The following is a 17,302-nucleotide window of genomic DNA, read 5'->3' as shown; positions in this document are numbered from 1 at the left end:
GGGTCATGCCCTTATACATGATAACATATGACGCACGCCTAGGGACGATGTCCCCCATAATATCGAATAACTAATTGGCGGAAGATACATACTAACGTATGGAAATATTGTGAAATGACTAAAGGAGATCTACACGGATGAGCAGCGAAGAGATAACGGAGATCAGCCTGCTAGAGCAAACCTTGCAAACACTCTGTGATTGTTCTGACTTGACGAATCAACACTTCCCGCTTCATCAGGTCGATTTGGTTTATTTCAGTTATCTTGTCCGTTCAGAAGCTCTAAGAAATGATGTCTTGAATCTGCTCAATCAACCTGAAGTCACGATGGCTGCGATCCTTAGCAATTCTTCCTTCAAGCAGAAACTTCAAGTGAACGAAATCGTTCATGATATTCTGAACGGTTGTATCGCTATTTTTTATAATCATAGTGCTTATTTGTATGAAGCATACGCGCCTGAATCACGAACGATACAAAGCTCAGAGACGGAAAGTGTCATTAGTGGTCCAATGGACTCTTTCACCGAATCACTTCGCACAAATCTGTCTTTAATTCGCAGACGCATCAAGGATCCGTCACTCAAAGTGCTTGCCTTCACAATTGGCAGCAAAACAGGCACATCGTTAAATCTCCTTTATTTGGACGGCCTTGCAGATTCGTCTCACGTGCAGCAGTTAAGCGAGATGATAGAAAAGCTCGATATTCCTATCATCAATGAAACAAATATCCTTGTTCAATATTTAAGCCCTAGCAAGTACTCCTTGGCACCGCAAATCTTAACCAGCGTGCGGCCTGATCTCATCGCGAATAAACTGATCAGCGGCAAAATTGTTGGGCTGCTTGAGGGGAGTCAAGCAGCCTTCAGTACCCCAACTTCCTTTGTTGAATTTTTCATGTCACCTGACGATTATTATCAACCGTGGCCCGTCGCCTCTGCCGTTCGTATATTACGACTTATTGCCTTGTTCATTACGCTTAGCTTCACCGCATCCTATGTCTCGCTTGTCACTTATCATTATGAGATGATTCCGCCATCGCTGTTGCTGAACTTAATGGAATCCCGTAATCGAGTGCCTTTTTCACCGCTGGTAGAAGCCATTTTCATGGAGATGACCATTGAGCTTCTTCGTGAAGCAGGGGCACGCTTACCCACCAAAATCGGATCTACGATTGGGACTGTTGGGGGAATCGTCATCGGTCAAGCAGCTGTTCAAGCTGGTGTAACAAGCAATATCCTCATTATCTCTGTAGCGATTTCGGCCATAGCCTCCTTCGCCATCCCTAGCTATATCATGAGCGCTTCCATTCGGATAATGCGATTTGGTATCATTCTGTTGGCTGGTATATTGGGAAATTTCGGTCTAGTTTTCGGCCTCGGATTCTTGATCGTTCAACTTTCCAGTTTACATATGTTTGATCTATCTTATTTGTCACCTATAGCACCATCGCAACCCAGTCGTTGGTTAGATCAGATTATTCGAGCTCCCGTGCAAATTTTGGCTAAATTAAAAAAATTCACCCCCAATAAATCAGGTAAATGAAGGAGTTACTCATGCGGGCAAAGCTCCCTTTTTTTCAGACCACCATTCTAGCCAACTTCATCCAGACCGGTGTCGTCGTATTCAGTCTCCCCCGTCTGTTAGCAGAAAATATGGGGACAAACGGGTGGGCTGCTCTGCTCATCTGTTCAGCCGTCGCTTCTTGCAATCTTATCTTGATCTCCTTGGTCTATCGGTTCGGACAAGGGAAATCCATCTTCGATATCACGAAGTCTGCATTACCTAACTTCATTATCCTTCCATTTTTTTGTCTAATGGCTGCATTATGGGCTATTCTGGGCAGTCTGATTGCTAAAGAATTCATTCTCATTATTACTTCTTTATCCTTCCGTTCACTCCCCCCGATTTACTTATATCTGCTGCTTGAGCTGCTTGTATTTTTACTTTTATCCAAAGGAATTTTTTCTATCTCCAATACGGCTGTTATCGCTTACTTTTTGTTAACTTGCAATTTCCTACTTTTGTTCTATGCTCGCAAAGACTTTGATTTATCACGAATGACTCCTTTTTGGTTTAAGGAAGTTGATCATACTCTAAAGGGATGGTTCCAAATTTATTCAGCATTTCTAGGTTATGAACTTTGTCTTCTTCTATTTCCCTATGTAGATGAAAAATCACACTTAATGCGTAGCTTTCAAATCGCTAATCTCATTACAACCGCTAGCTATATTTTAGTTAGCTTTATTTCCTTTGGCTTTTTCAGCTTGCATCAGCTTCAACATATGAAGTTTCCTGTGTTGAATTTGCTATCCTACGTGGAGCTTCCCTTTGTGAAACGAGTGGACGATCTCGTATTCAATCTCTCCCTCTTACGAGTTATTGTTTCGAATGCCATGTTCGCCTGGGCGTCCGCTGAAACGCTCAGACGGCTTTTTCCAGCAACGAAATTCCGTTCAATCCCCTACGTTGTCTTAGTTATTTTCGCAGCAGCTACCTTCTTTGCCATACCAACAACGCTCGAAGAAACAGAGCCGTGGATATTCAGATTTGGAGTTGCAGAAGCAGCGGTTGCTGTCATTCTTCCCATTGCATTACTTACTATCCTTCTTATTAACAATCGAAGAGGACAAAATTATGCGTAGTTTGTTTATTCTAGTCATACTATTCAGTCTCACAGGTTGTGCCCAGCAGCAACGGATTGAGAAATTAGGCATGTCCGATGCCGTTGCTTTAGATCCTGATTATGATGAAAATGGAAAACCATCCACTACGCAATTATCAATTGCTATATCGGTCCCACGAGCAGGAAAAGCGAACTCCGCACAATTAGATATCTTGCAGACAAAAGCTTCTACACCCAAAGAAGGAAGGAGTAACTTCTCCCGCAAAATTGATAAAGTCATTGTTTCAGGTCAATTGAGAAGTATGCTTTTCGGGAAGGATCTAGCTAAACAAGGCATATGGAAAGCTTTAGACTCCTACCGCCGTGATTATACGGTTGGGGAGCGGTTAAAAATCGTCGTTGTAAACGGTAGCGCTGTCGACATGTTAGCCCATTCCTACGCTCAAATCAGTTTAGTCGGAAGTCACATTGACCAGCTTCTAACCCAAGAGGCCAAAATTCATGATGTCCCTGAAGTCACACTCTACAGCTTCGCACGCGATTATTTTGACGATGGAATTGATCCCACAGCACCTCTGGTCATGATAAAAAATGATAATGTGGAAATAGATGGAATCGCCTTGTTCAAAAAAGATCGTTACATTGGAAAGATCAGTCAAGAGAACACGGTGATGTTCGCTATTCTGCATCATAACCTTAATAATGCCGAATTCAATATCAGTTTTATGGATCAATTGTCTGGCCAAAAAGAAAGAGCGATGATTAGCTCCATTGTTTCCAAACGAAAAGTGTCTATTATGAAACAAGCTGGAGGCGCTCCTCCAAAAATTGTTATGCAAATTCGATTAAGCGGTATTATTTTGGAGTATACAGGGGCTTCGACCTTTAAAAAGGCTGATGAGCAAAAAGCCTTAAATCAAGATTTGTCCAAAGCCATCCGTGAACAAATGCAAGCAATTCTTAGCCAAGTACAGCGCATAGGAGCGGACAACTTGGGAATTGGCACTTATGTCCGAAACAGTATGAGTTACGACGAATGGAAGAAGCTGAATTGGGAAACTCTCTATCCACATGCGGATATCCGCGTGGAAGTAGACACCAGGATTCGTGACTACGGGATGATACGGTAAACAACTTTTCATGTTACGTTGACACGCTGCTTTCATTTCTATTACGATGGCTAAGTAATTGTCCATAGGTTGGTTCAGACAACTGACAACTTCCACATTTGAACGTTTAGGAGACTTGAGCCATGAAGCATAGTTATGTATCTCATCTTTTTTGCCCGAAATGTGACACGCGTTATACGGCCCAGGACAAACATCAGCTGTGCAGCTGCGGCTCACCGCTTTTAGTCGCATATGACATGGAAGGCATTGCCAAGCACTTGACTCCTGCCATGCTTCGTGACCGCGAACCAAGCCTTTGGCGTTATCGCGAACTGCTGCCCGTCATGCAGCCGGAGCATGTCGTTACACTTGGCGAAGGCTTTACCCCGCTGCTTCCGATGCGCAGTATCGGCGCTGATATGCAGATCCCCGGTCTGCTCATGAAAGACGAAGGCCTGCTGCCTACCGGCTCTTTCAAAGCCAGAGGCGCAGCTGTCGGCATCTCCAAAGCGAAGGAGCTGGGCGTGAAGGAACTTGCCATGCCGACCAATGGCAATGCAGGCGCAGCGTGGGCTTTATATGCTGCAAGAGCGAAAATGAAATCAACGATCATCATGCCCGTCGATGCTCCGCTCATTACTCGTAATGAATGTGCGATTTCCGGGTCCAATCTGTATCTGGTCAACGGTCTCATCAGCGATGCCGGGCGGATTGTCGCCGATCTCGTCAAATCCTACAGCCTCTACGATGCTTCTACGCTCAAAGAACCGTACCGCATCGAAGGCAAAAAGACGATGGGACTTGAAATCGCCGAGCAGCTGGACTGGAAGCTTCCTGATGTTATTTTGTACCCGACTGGCGGAGGCGTTGGATTGATCGGGATATATAAAGCGCTCCAGGAACTGCAAGATTTGGGTTGGGTGCAAGGGAAATTGCCGCGGCTTGTCTCTGTACAAGCAGAGGGCTGTGCGCCTATCGTCAAAGCTTGGGAAAATCAAGCGAAAGCTTCGGAATTTTGGCAGGAATCCAAGACAGTCGCCTTCGGCATTAATGTTCCAAAAGCGCTTGGCGATTTCTTAGTCTTGGACGCCATCTATGCGACCGGCGGATGCGCGATTTCCATTCATGACGAGGAGCTGCTGAAAGAACAACAGCGAATCGCTGAGCTTGAGGGAGCATTCGTGTGCCCAGAGGGAGCAGCTACGTTCGCAGCCGCAAGAAAGCTGAAACAATCCGGCTGGATCGCCGAAGATGAGTGCGTTATTGCGCTTAACACGGGGGCTGGCATTAAATATCCGGATACCGTAAACGTCCAGGTTCCTGTCTTGCAGCCGGAGGAACGGATCACGAGATAAGGACGCGCCAGGGGTGAACAACGAATTGAACAAAACACTGATAACGGACATGCAATTATTTGCGGCGGCACTCTCACAAGCGAATGTCGCCGTGATCCAATGCACGGCGGATGATATTCCGGTTTTTCTCGCTGTTGGCAAAATTAGAAAATACACGCCATTCGAAGTACAGATCGGTGAAATCTCATATCTGCGGGAAGAAAGCGAATTTCGCATTAAAGAAGATTGACAATGAAGCTATTAATAAAAAGTCACTTCGCAATAAGATCCCAATGGAATAATTTCATTTAAATACTTGTACATAGCTTCCTTCTCACGATTCTGAAGATGTCGGTCGGCATGAAAATCAAAATAAATCAAGCTCTCCGCGGCATCATAGTGGACAAACGATAAATGACCGCACGGAAATAGCCGATTAATGGCCTCAATAATGCCATGTTGGTTTAAATTCCTGCGTTTTGCCGTTTGAACAACAGCTTCCGGAATGTCCTGCGGCAGCGGGACTTTATCCGTTTGCACCAAGTTATAAGCTTTCACTTGATAGCTAACATAAGGATACAAGTAAGCGCTTGCATAACGTTGCAGGCTCTCAGCATCCTTTTCCGACAACTTCAAATCTTCATTCCAGGCATAGATCGTCGCTTTATGCTTTTCCGGCGTATGAATTCGTACATATCTCAAATGCGGAAAACGCTTTTTCACCAACTGCTCCGATAATAGACGAGTTCCCACCTTCATCACCTCTTCGAATTATCTCTTATTATCTTATTCGGATACCTATCATCCTAGACCCGCTCTGATACGGTAAAAAAGCCTGGCAGGAAGATCATAGATCCCCACCAGGCCTTTCTTATAGCTATTTTAAAATGTAGCTGGCCACTTCACTTAAATCCAGAATATCAATGATACCGTCCACATGGACGTCTGCTTTGCTATTCCAGTTAGGATCGGTATCTCTTAATCCATAATGAGCGGCAATAAAGGCTAAGTCGCCGATGCTCACTTGACCGGAGTTATTCACATCGTATCCATGACTTGTGTGCACGGAAGCTTGGAACGCTGTCAGTGCGGCGTTCAGTTCAGCAACAGCTTGCGTAATTTCAGCCTGTGTAACATTCGGATTCGCTTGAACGGCTTTGGCCTTCGTAATGGCAGCCAGAAGATCAGCTTTCGATCCTGCTGGATATTCCCCTTGACCAATTCCTTCTACCGCCTGTGCGTATGTCGTCTCAGCCGTGCTAATAAGTGTATTCAACGCGGACAAGTCGGCATAACGAATCGTAATCGGTTTCTCTACGCCTTGGAAAGTGGTTTCCACCCCTGCTGCATTCGCCACCTCAGCCGAGCTGTAAACATTGGTGACAACCGTACTGCCAACCGACTTGGCCCTGAGCTGTAGCGAGATCAGTTCACTATTGCCCGTCACGCCGTAGTCAGTTCCCAAACTAACTAAGATAACTCGCACCTTGCCAGGTGTACTGTACACATTGCCTACAACACTCACACCATCTTGCAATTCTTTGGTTGATACATATTCGAAGTAATCCGGATTATAGGTAAAGCTCACGTTTTGGGCGATGATGGGCTCCGTAATACCGCTTAGACCGTATGTCAGCGTGAGCGTCTCCCCAGGTTTTAATGTGCTTCCCCCGCCTAACATAATGCCCGGCTCTTGCGGCTCACCAGCTGGCACCGTAATATTCGGCATTGGCGGCTGTGTCATCCCTCCACCGAGGTAATAACTCACATGAGGCGGCTGGTTGTAGCCGGTATTTTCACGAGCCACACCTAAACGATAGACAGGATCATGCATAAGCGTATAAAAGCGGTAATCTGTTACATCGGTTGTCATATAGATGCGCAGCGCACTGCTGTCCTCAAGCCGCCACATCGCTTCTTCACGCCAGTCACCGAATAGATCGGCTTGCAGGCCGGGGTTCCCTTTTGTTCCATTGTTGGAGAACGTCCCTTCTGCTGAAAGCAGCGTCTTCACTTGCGAATTCTCATAATCCCATTTCAAAATATTACCTACACCGGTCAGTGTCGTATCGTTGTAGGTATGGTCGAGCAGCTCACGCTGGAGATCTCCATCCCACCAAATCGCGAAGTTCGCAGGCGGAATATGCGTGGAAATCTCATTGCCCTTCACATCATACAAGCCCCCGGAAGTACTGTTCCAGCCTCCCGCATCAATGGCCCAAGATTCAGCGCCTTTGTACCGAGGATCGATATCGGCGGATACACCACGGCCTACATCATAGGTTGTAGGTTTGCCCCAGATGAGCTCGCCTGTTTTCGCATCGCGGAATTCCAAGCCTGCACGGCTCGGCTTTTCCTCATGCACCTGAAAAACCTCATAACCAGGGCGATCCGGGTCCAAGTCGCTTAAATGCATGGCATCTCCATGTCCCAAGCCTGTTGTATAAAGTCCTGTACCATCGTCGTCAACCGCCATTGCCCCATACACAATTTCATCTTTGCCGTCCCCGTCAACGTCCGCAACGCTTAAGTTGTGATTTCCTTGACCTGCATAGCTGCCATTTCCGGGCGTGTTTGAATCAAAGGTCCACACTTTCGTTAACTGTCCGTCTTTCCAGTTGTACGCGACAAGAACTGTTCTCGTGTAGTAACCACGTGCCATAATCAGACTTGGGTGCTCGCCATCCAGATAAGCAATTGCTGCCAGAAAACGATCGACACGGTTACCGTACGTATCTCCCCAGTTCCCCACCGTTCCTCTTGGAGGTTCGTAAGAAGTCGTATTAAGCGTTTTACCTGTGGTACCTTCAAAAATGCTCAAATATTCAGGACCGGTTAAAATGTAACCCGATGAATTGCGATAATCCGCCGCCCCGTTCCCTAGCACGGTTCCAGCTCCGTCGATGGTTCCGTCCGCCGTTTTCATGGCGACTTCCGCCTTGCCGTCCCCGTCCAGATCATACACCATAAACTGTGTGTAATGAGCTCCAGCCCGGATATTTTTCCCCAAATCAATACGCCATAATTGGGTGCCGTCAAGTTCATAAGCATCTACATAGACATTGCCAGTGTAACCGGACTGCGAATTGTCCTTGGAATTGGAAGGATCCCATTTCACCACATATTCGTATTGCCCATCGCCATCCAAATCACCGACACTAACATCGTTCGCGCTATATGTATAGGCGACCCCATCTGGAGTAGTGCCCCCTGTTGGTTTATTCAAAGGAATATCCAAATGATTCGTTTCCATAACAGATGCGCTGCCCGAAGCTGTTTGCTCAATTCCGCTCACGATGGCACGAACCGTATATGTTGACTGCAGCGTACCTTCCGTATCAAGGAAGTTCGTGCTTGATGTGATCGGGGAGCTGTTGATCTTCTGGCCGTCCCGATACAAATTAAATGAAATGCTGCTTGGCTCTGTGCCCAGCAATCTCCAGCCGACATACACGCCATTGCTCACTTTAATCGCCGTGGTGCCTCGTTCCAGACGTTCCATTTGACGTTGGAACACTTTTTTGATCGGAGATACAACAGAGGCTGCGAGATCGGATAACCCCGCCGAATTTACGGCTGCAATTTTGTAAAAGTAAGGAATATTCGTTGTCACGGATTGATCAACATAGGATGAATCCGATGTTCCGGCAATTTTACTGTAAACTCCCGTCTCGCTTGCCGATCTGTATACATAGTAGTAAACAGCTCCAGAAACGGTATCCCAGTCTAAACTAACGGAGCTTTCTGTGGCATTTGTGATTTGAAAATGGCCGGGGACCGCTGGTTTTTGGCCCGTTCCATCTGCAACGGTTACCGACAGCGGGTCACTTTTCGGTGATTCATAACCGCCGACTGTGTTTGTTACCGCATACGTATAAGTTAAACCAAGTTCAACCGAGCTGTCTGAATACGCTGCTGCGCTCGTTGTTCCAATCTTGGTATAATCGGCTTGTCCTTCACCTTTCCTGTAAATGCTGTATTCGCTCACACCTTGTGCAGCATTCCAACTAAGCTGTACGCTTGGAGATGGAGATACGTTCACTCTGTCAACCTTGACACCGCTCATGACAACAGCCGGCGTAATTTCGATGACGTTGACACGGCCGTCATTGCCGCCAATGTCCACGTTCATCTGTCCGTCCGCAACAGTGACAACAGCCGTGACATCCTGAAAGCTACCGCTGGCCGTATTCGTGGAACCCCGATTGATCCCCTCAATCGTTACGGCCGTCTTATTGCTTGCCGTTCCATCACCTGCGGTAACTTTGACGAAATAATCCCCATTTTCCATATCCACTTTAAATGAGAAGCTTTTATCAATGACAAAATCTCTTAAAATATCGCTGAAACCAGCTCCACGATCTCTACTCGCTATGGTTTTGCTGAGACCAAATCCGATAGCACTGCTATACAACGTAGATTCAGAAACTCGTGTATAACCGGGAGCTACAGGACTTGTCGCTGTTCCGAAATCAAAGAGGTAGGCTTGCTGAGCAGCAGAAACTGTCTTAGGAAGTACTGCTGAGCCTGAAAATATGGCGAACGCCATCGTTGCGCTTAAAAAGAGCGGAAGTTTTCTCATTTTCATTTTCGCGTTCATCTACCTTTCATTTGCTGATTGGAAGTTATCGTAAGCTGCGAGAATTAACACAGCCGCTTCAGCTCGTGTTGCTTGATCATCTGGAACAAAATAGTTGTTGTCTCTGCCTTGAATCAATCCGGCTTTACGTGAAGCTTTGATTTCCTGCAGCGCCCAAGCCGGAATCTGATCCTCATCAGCAAAGGAATCCGCCTCATCGGAGTTTGACTCCAGACCGATTGCCCGTGCGACCATAACCGCCATCTCCGCGCGCGAAATGAGCCGATCCGCACCAAAGGAATGATCTTCGTAACCCGTTACTACACCTGCGGATGCCGCTTCAAAAATATAAGCTTTAGCCCATTGCGGAATATCGTTGATATCGGAGAATTGCATATTTTGTGCATCCTTGCTAGTAAGCGAGATCGCACGTACCAGCATAGCCGTGAACTCTGCTCGCGTTACTTTACCGTCCGGTTGGAATGTTCCATCGTCGTAACCGTTTACAATACCGAGTGATGCCGCCCGCTCGACGGCTTTTTGTGCCCAATGATTGGCCATATCACTAAAAGTAATAGCCACTCCCTGCTTAGGCGTAATATCCATCGCAAGCTTGGAATCGGAAGTTACCGTTGCTGCTTGCATCGCGCTCGTCACTTCTTTGACCTGTATAAGTTTGATCTCCGCTGGTCCTTCTGACAAATTCTCAAACGTAAAGGAGGCAAGCTCCACATCCCCTGAATCCCCCGGTAATTTTCCAACTTTGGTATGGGCAAAAATAACTTGCCCTTCTTTTACGATAGCCGGAACGGAAAATCCGTTCATCGGGCTCGTTCCTTTTATAAAACGTAAATGGGTCGTGTCATAGGATAATCGAATTTCGTAGCCAAAAAGGTCTGTCACCTGGGTGCCTTTGACAACGACTCGCACCTGACTCCCGACTTGGGTTTGATTGCTGGTTAGGGATAAGGAGTAACTTGGCGACTCAGCCGCCATGGCTTGTATGGGATTGAATGAGATGCACAGAAATAAACATAATGCGAATAAAAGCCCTTTCTTTTTCAACGTAGCCTCCGTCCTCTCCGTGATGTGAATGGGTGCGGGGAGGAAAGCAGCAGCATTCCCTGCCTTCCCACCCGCTAATTAAGGAAAATCCCGCTTAAAAATCTTCGTTAATGATCAACTGAGCAAGTGCTGAAAGATCTTCGATATCAATCATCTTATCGTTGTTGAGGTCAAATTGTTTCCAATCGTTCCAATCTGGACTGTCGACCGATTTACCATACGCCTTAACCATAAGCGCCAAATCGCCGATACTTGCTTTGCCATCATTCGTATAGTCACCAACCACTTTTGTAACCACAGATTGACGGAAAGTTTGAAGTTTGGCGGAAAGCTCAGCAATCGCTTGATTAATAAGCTCTTGAGAGATCGTCGGATCATTCGCAGCCAGAATCGCTTTATCAATAGCTGCTTGCAGAATCGCTTTGGAGCCGGAAGGATACTCACCAACATGGCTGCCTTCAACTGCGCTGCTAATTACACCTTGTGCTTCAGCAATGAGAGCATTCAACTGCGTTTTGTCTCCAGAGCCAATTTGCACGGCGTACGAACTGCCCTGCAGCTGCTGCTCGATGCCCGCACCGTTTGCAACAGTTAACGCTGAGACGGCTGCCGTTCCTACTCCGGATTGCACGGAAGCTTTGGCCGTCACTCCGATGGTGAATAGCGGGCCGTTCGGACGCGCTTGTTTGTCGCCGAAGTGAACGCCGAGAATGCGAAGCTTGCCTGGTGTTTGTTTGTAATCAACTATCTTGAATGTGTTTTCGTCCAACGAAACAGGAGGCGTATTATTCAAATCCAATTTGTTCGTATCCACATCAATGGTGATATCCTCAGCAACTACCTCCGAGTTTACGTGCTCCAATCCATATGTAACATTGAACGATTGCCCGGGAGCGACGGCGTCAGGACCATTTAAGGATGCCCCTGTTGCAAAAGGCTTCAAGTTTGGAATCGGCACCTTGGACCAATCCGTGTCAGAAGCAAAATAGAAGCTCGTATATGCCGGTTGATTGTACGCTGTGTTCTGTCTAGCGATCTCAGCCCGATATTGCGGATCATGCATTAACGTGTAAATTTTGTGATTCGTTACATCCGTACTCATATAAATCCGAATAGCGGAACTATCCGACTTACGAACGAGCAATTCCTCTCTCCAGTCGCCAAAAATATCGGCAACAAGCGATGGATTCCCTTTCGTGGAGTTATTGGTCGTCGTACCTGTAGCCGTCAGCGCTCTAGCCCCGCCCCAAACATCAATCGTTGGCGTTGAGCCTTCCGCACCATTCACGATTTGCGTCGTCATGTTGCCCGCCCATTTGATGCTCATGTTTGTGCCTGGCATGGATGTTCCTAATGTGGTGCCATCGGCCATGCGCAGAGCAGTAGCCCACGTTTCGATACCTCTTTTGGATGCATCGACATCGCCGATCATGCCACGGCCTGTGTCTTTCCCGGTGTAGGCGCCATAGATCGTCTCACCTGTTTTCGCGTCACGGAAGGAGTAGCCGTAAGGTACGCTTGTCGCGCCTTCATGAACCATGAAGATCTCCAAACCAGGACGATCCGGGTTAATGTCTGTAACGTGCAGAGCATCTCCATGGCCTAGCAACGCATAGTTTCCAGCATTCGGACCTGAAGGAATCGTATCGCCGGAGCTGTACAACAATTTGCCATCATGGTCAATCGTTGAGGAGCCGTATACAATTTCTTGCTTGCCGTCGCCGTCCACATCAGCGCTTGTCAAGGAGTGAGCCCCCTGCGTCGTTAGTGTTGCATAAGCAGGATTAGATCCCTCTCTGCCGTGAGGGGTGTCATTGAACGGATTCGTCATTTTCACCCATCCGCTGTCTACGAACCAATACTCTTCCAAATGTTTACCATTCCAGCGGTACGACACGATCGTACTTCTCGTATAGTACCCTCTGGCAATGATTGCATAAGGATTTTGGCCATCCAGATACGATACCCCTGCTAAGAATCGGTCCACACGATTGGCCGGTTCAATTCTTGCAAGCGCGTAATCCCCCCACATGAGTCCGTCATCTTCACGACCTGGCTTGTAGTGGATGGTTTCCAGTTCCTTGCCTGTCGCGCCTTCAAACACCGATAAATACTCAGGACCGTCTACAACAAAGCCTTCAAATTCCCGCAATTTGTTATTTGTGCTTCGACTTGGCGCATACACGTCTATAAAATAATCCGCTAAAAGCTTGGCATCCCCTTCAGACAGCGGATAGGAATATTTCTTGGCGATGCCGAAGCATTCTTCCAACGTTTTAGGCCAAGAACCGTTTAGCACCTCTGGGTGCTTATCCCAATTCATGAACATGTTCACCACATGATCGTAGTAACCTTCGGCGCTCAACCGATAATCGTCCGTATTCGCGTAGCCTTTGGCAAGATCTTCACCCGGCATCGTGATGTACTTCGAGGATGTCACATTACCTTGAGCATCGTATTTACTGACCTTTGTACCCGGCGCTGTTTTGAACATCATCTCTGATTTTCCATCGCCATCGAAATCATAAACCATGAATTGCGTATAGTGCGCACCCGCTCGAATATTGACCCCAAGATCAATCCGGTACAACAACGTCCCGTCAAACTTATAGCAATCTACATACACGTTACCTGTATAACCTTTTTGAGAGACGTCTTTGGAATTGGACGGATCCCATTTGACGAAATATTCATATTGACCGTCTCCGTCAACGTCGCCAACGCTCATGTCATTCGCTTTGTAGGTGTATGCTTCACCTTTTGGTGTAACGCCATCCGCCGGCTTTTTCAAAGGCAAATCATAGAAACCGCTGCCCCATGGCGTAACGGATGCGCTTTTATCCACTTCATTTCCGTTAGCGACCGCAGCTACGTAGTATTTCGATGAAACCGTTCCTGTGCTGTCAAAATAGTTCGTACTGTCGTCGATCGTAGCAATCTTCACGCCGTCTTTATACAAATTAAAGTTTGTCCCCGTTAATCCCGTGCTGGAGTAGCCCGTAACCTCATTGCCAAGCAGCCTCCAACTGAGAAACACGCCATTGCCTTTGACAACCGCTGTCAAGCCACGATCCAAATATTCCAATTGAACGCCCGACGTCGTTCCCTGATTGCCTGATTGTTCATTGGCAGCTGCTGTTCCGACCATACTGCTGAACATCACCATGCAGCCGGCTGTTATAGTAAGCGCTTTCTTTGCTAGGCTGAGTTTCTTGTTCGCCATGCTTTTCGTCACCTTCCTAATCGGAGATATGTCGCGTATTTTGTCAGAAAATGATATGTATGCGATACAAATTGTTTCTTTCTATCGACATTTGTCGAAAGATGAGAGAGAGTTGAGGCTTAAGAATCAGTTCCTTGACTGGCCGATGAGCGAAAGTCAATACACGCAATAATTAAAGATTATATTGGAACAAACATTCATAAACTTGCACATTTCCGCCAGAACTCCTTGAAAGCGGCTCCAATTTTTCCCCTACATACACTGCTCAAAGTGGCTCTTATTGGTTATCCGCAGCCTCCTTTCATCTTAACTAAGTAACTTCATGTTGCTTCGTCCATGTTTCTCACTACCTCTCAAATGATACATTGTGTATTTTTTATTTACCAAATAAAAAACCGTTATTTTTGTTCAAGAAACAGTTATATTCCTGAAATGGAGGAAATGGACCTGTGTGAGAGCTCGAATGAGCGGGGGGGGGTTGCTAGAGCGATGGGTGCTCGAAAAGCGAGTCAACGAGCGCTTCCTAGAGCGATAGGAGCTCGAGATGTGAGTGATAGTCGGTCGAAGAGGGAGTGTGCATCCGAGAAACGAGAGATTGTTCTTCGGCCTTGCTTTAGGGGAACTGTAGGACACTATTCCCTTGAAAAGAGGCATTTTCCAATTGTTATGGGAACTACAGGGCGCTATATTGTCTCTTTCCCGCGATAAACGTGCCGTGGCGGCAAAATAAGCCCCCACAGTTCCGCTCAACGAGGAAAAAGCTCGTTTTCCTCGGAATAAGGGACTCTAGTTCCCTCAAGTGGGGCCATAGCAGAATTCTCGCTATGTTCATTTAAATTTGTTATTGGCGGGTGAGGTGGAAGTTGGCTGTGTTGTGAATAGGTTGATGGAATAGTGTGGGATTGGGAAAGTAGCTAGCTTAGACCTGACGGGCATTGTCAGGGGGCGGGAACTACAGGACTCTATTCCCCTGTAAAGAGGCATTTTCCAATTGTTATGGGAAGTACAGGGCGCTATATTGTCTCTTTCCCGCGATAAACGTGCCGTGGCGGCAAAATAAGACCTCACAGTTCCGCTCAACGAGGAAACAGCTCGTTTTCCTCGGAATAAGGGACTCCAGTTCCCCCAAGTGAGGCCTTAGCAGAATTCTCGCTAGGCATTTTCATATTTGTTATTGACAGGTGAGTGAAGTTAGCTAAATGACGCACAGGTTGACGGTAGGGTACAATACTTGCTCACAAAAAAAGCCTGCCTATCCTCCGGCGCAACCGCGGGAAGAAAGACAGACTTTTTCAAAAAGTACAAGCTTACATAGTCCGAGCAGCCAGATAAGTCCGCATGACCTGCTCCGCTTTTTGCGTCAGCAGCTCCTCGGTCCTCTCCATCGCTTCTTGCAGCGACATAGGTCCATTGACGATACTATGGATGCTCGTGATGCCATGGTCATAGAGGGACTCCACGCCGGGTCCGATGGAACCGCTCAATACAAAAACAGGAACGCCAAGTTTCTGCGCCGCTTGAGCAATCCCCATGGGAGCTTTGCCGGAAGCCGTCTGCGCGTCTGTTCGGCCTTCACCCGTAAACACGAGAGATGCCTCCTGCAAGTGCTGGCTCAGGTCGCTTTTGTCCATGACAATCTCAACGCCGCGCTGAACGGTTGATGGGAAAAAAGCTTGGAACGCGCCGCCAAGCCCGCCCGCTGCCCCTGCGCTAGGCAGATCGTGTACGGCTATGCCCGTGTGCGCCTCGATGATATCCGCCCAATGGCGGAGCGCCTTATCGAGCTCTGGCAACATCTCAGGGGTCGCCCCCTTCTGAGGGCCAAACACATAGGACGCTCCTTGCGGGCCGATGAACGGATTAACCACATCAGAGGCAATCGTAAAACTCGACTCCGCTATTCTGGCATCCCAATTCGCAGCATCTATGCTGCGAATCTTCGAAAGACCGAGCGCACCATGCGGAACAGCTTGTCCTTCCGCATCCAAGAGCGCCAACCCAAGCGCTTGAAGCATGCCGCTCCCTCCGTCATTGGTCGCGCTGCCGCCAAGCGCCAAAATAAACTTACGATACCCATGATCCAAGGCATGTTTGATAAGCTGCCCTGTTCCGTAGGTCGTCGTCAGCCAAGGATTTCGCTGTTCCTCTGAGATCAAATAGAGCCCTGAAGCCGTAGCCATCTCGATGACACAGGTTTCATTGTCTCCAAGAACGCCGTATTCAGCTATCACATTATCCAACAAAGGCCCGTTTACTGAAACGTTGATTTTGGTTCCCTGTGTCGAGCTAATGAGGCTGTCCACGGTTCCCTCGCCGCCGTCAGCCATCGGAACAAGCACCGTATCCGATGACGGTGCAGCCTTTTGAATGCCTTTCGCTATAGCTAGAGCAGCCTCTTTCGCGCTTAAACTGCCCTTAAAAGAATCAGGTGCAATGACAATTTTCACGGTCGTCCCTCTCCCCCGAGCTTTTTCGATCAAAGCTTGCTTATTAGCTTATACAACGCATGTGTCCCACTGTCTTCTTCCCCACTGGCAGCAAGCTGCTCATACAGCGATTTGGCTAGAGCAAGCCCAGGCAGCTTCGCATTCATTTCTTCAGCCGATTGAAGAGCAATTTTCATATCTTTAATAAAATGTTTGACATAAAAGCCAGGTGCAAAATTGCCGGCGATCATCCGCGGCGCCAAATTGCTTAATGACCAGCTGCCCGCTGCGCCGGATTCAATACTTTTAAGCACCGTAGCAGGATCTAAGCCTGATTTTTCTGCATATACAAGCGCCTCGACCACGCCCATCATATTGCTGGCAATGGCGATTTGGTTGCACATTTTGGTATGCTGGCCTGCTCCCGCTTCCCCTTGATAGACGATATTCGTGCCAATCTTCTCAAATAACGGCAAAACCGCATCAAACGCATCGCGCGATCCGCCAACCATGATTGATAATCTCGCTTCTTTCGCTCCAACATCTCCGCCTGAAACAGGTGCATCGAGTGAGAATAACCCGCGGGAACGCGCTTCATTTTCAATTTGTTTGGCAAGCTTGGGCGAGGACGTTGTCATATCGATGACATAACTTCCTGGCTTGGCGTTCTGCAGGATACCATTTTCGCCTAAATAAATTTCTTCCACATCACTAGGGAAACCTACCATCGTAATAATGACATCACACTGCTGAGCCAATTGTCCAGGGGAATCCTGCCAATGTGCACCTTGATCCACGAGTTCCTGTGCTTTGGATCTTGTCCGATTGTACAGATGAACTTGATACCCTGCCTTCATAAAATGACCTGCCATGCTTTTACCCATAACACCTGTACCTACAAGTCCTACTACGGTTTGTGCTGGATTCAATGCCACGCAAAAAAA

The 17,302-nt window shown here is 47.4% G+C and carries 10 protein-coding genes and 1 pseudogene; 5 read left to right on the top strand and 6 right to left on the bottom strand.

The features are described 5' to 3' along the window. Positions 1-137: 137 nt before the first annotated feature. From ACKTT9_RS13660 to ACKTT9_RS13640, 5 genes are all read left to right on the top strand, one after another. Entirely contained in the window at positions 138-1,541 is a 1,404-nt protein-coding gene (locus tag ACKTT9_RS13660; protein WP_407872021.1) for a spore germination protein, read from the top strand. Between the two features lie 11 nt (positions 1,542-1,552). Further along, complete coding sequence (locus ACKTT9_RS13655) at positions 1,553-2,641, top strand: GerAB/ArcD/ProY family transporter (protein WP_407872020.1); 1,089 nt, start codon at positions 1,553-1,555, stop codon at positions 2,639-2,641. Beyond that, positions 2,634-3,752, top strand: a complete 1,119-nt coding sequence (locus ACKTT9_RS13650; protein WP_407872019.1) for a Ger(x)C family spore germination protein — start codon at positions 2,634-2,636, stop codon at positions 3,750-3,752. The genes ACKTT9_RS13655 and ACKTT9_RS13650 overlap by 8 nt, the downstream gene beginning before the upstream one ends. 122 nt (positions 3,753-3,874) lie before the next feature. After that, positions 3,875-5,086, top strand: a complete 1,212-nt coding sequence (locus ACKTT9_RS13645) for a threonine synthase (RefSeq protein ID WP_407872018.1) — start codon at positions 3,875-3,877, stop codon at positions 5,084-5,086. Positions 5,087-5,099: 13 nt separating this feature from the next. After that, positions 5,100-5,315, top strand: coding sequence for a hypothetical protein (locus ACKTT9_RS13640; protein WP_157319815.1), 216 nt, complete (start codon positions 5,100-5,102; stop codon positions 5,313-5,315). 11 nt (positions 5,316-5,326) lie between these two features. Here the strand turns inward: ACKTT9_RS13640 and ACKTT9_RS13635 are convergent, their stop codons facing one another. The 6 genes and pseudogenes from ACKTT9_RS13635 to ACKTT9_RS13610 form a co-directional block, all read right to left on the bottom strand. Then, positions 5,327-5,818, bottom strand: a complete 492-nt coding sequence (locus tag ACKTT9_RS13635; RefSeq protein ID WP_407872017.1) for a hypothetical protein — start codon at positions 5,816-5,818, stop codon at positions 5,327-5,329. Between the two features lie 124 nt (positions 5,819-5,942). Continuing rightward, entirely contained in the window at positions 5,943-9,653 is a 3,711-nt protein-coding gene (locus tag ACKTT9_RS13630) for a dockerin type I domain-containing protein (RefSeq protein WP_407872016.1), read from the bottom strand. Positions 9,654-9,665: 12 nt separating this feature from the next. Continuing rightward, a complete protein-coding gene (locus ACKTT9_RS13625; RefSeq protein ID WP_407872015.1) occupies positions 9,666-10,709 on the bottom strand; it encodes an S-layer homology domain-containing protein in 1,044 nt (347 codons plus the stop codon). 940 nt (positions 10,710-11,649) lie between these two features. Then, positions 11,650-13,932 (bottom strand): annotated as a pseudogene (locus tag ACKTT9_RS13620) (rhamnogalacturonan lyase); the annotation flags it as partial. A gap of 1,307 nt (positions 13,933-15,239) precedes the next feature. Further along, positions 15,240-16,379 carry a glycerate kinase gene (locus ACKTT9_RS13615; RefSeq protein ID WP_407872014.1) on the bottom strand — a complete coding sequence of 380 codons (1,140 nt, stop codon included), beginning with the start codon at positions 16,377-16,379 and terminating at the stop codon, positions 15,240-15,242. A 29-nt stretch (positions 16,380-16,408) separates the two neighbouring features. Beyond that, positions 16,409-17,287 carry an NAD(P)-dependent oxidoreductase gene (locus tag ACKTT9_RS13610; protein WP_407873035.1) on the bottom strand — a complete coding sequence of 293 codons (879 nt, stop codon included), beginning with the start codon at positions 17,285-17,287 and terminating at the stop codon, positions 16,409-16,411. Positions 17,288-17,302 lie beyond the last annotated feature (15 nt).

The organism is Paenibacillus sp. P36 (assembly GCF_045866505.1).
Classification (GTDB): domain Bacteria; phylum Bacillota; class Bacilli; order Paenibacillales; family NBRC-103111; genus Paenibacillus_E; species Paenibacillus_E chondroitinus.
The sequence above is the reverse complement of the archived record's forward strand: the minus strand, read 5'-3'. Positions and strand labels throughout refer to the sequence as shown.

Bases quoted from the DNA above. Each gene is read 5' to 3' on its own strand.
- ACKTT9_RS13660 (WP_407872021.1), top strand. From the start codon at position 138: ATGAGCAGCGAAGAGATAACGGAGATCAGCCTGCTAGAGCAAACCTTG.
- ACKTT9_RS13630 (WP_407872016.1), bottom strand. From the start codon at position 9,653: ATGAAAATGAGAAAACTTCCGCTCTTTTTAAGCGCAACGATGGCGTTC.
- ACKTT9_RS13645 (WP_407872018.1), top strand. From the start codon at position 3,875: ATGAAGCATAGTTATGTATCTCATCTTTTTTGCCCGAAATGTGACACG.
- ACKTT9_RS13655 (WP_407872020.1), top strand. From the start codon at position 1,553: ATGCGGGCAAAGCTCCCTTTTTTTCAGACCACCATTCTAGCCAACTTC.
- ACKTT9_RS13650 (WP_407872019.1), top strand. From the start codon at position 2,634: ATGCGTAGTTTGTTTATTCTAGTCATACTATTCAGTCTCACAGGTTGT.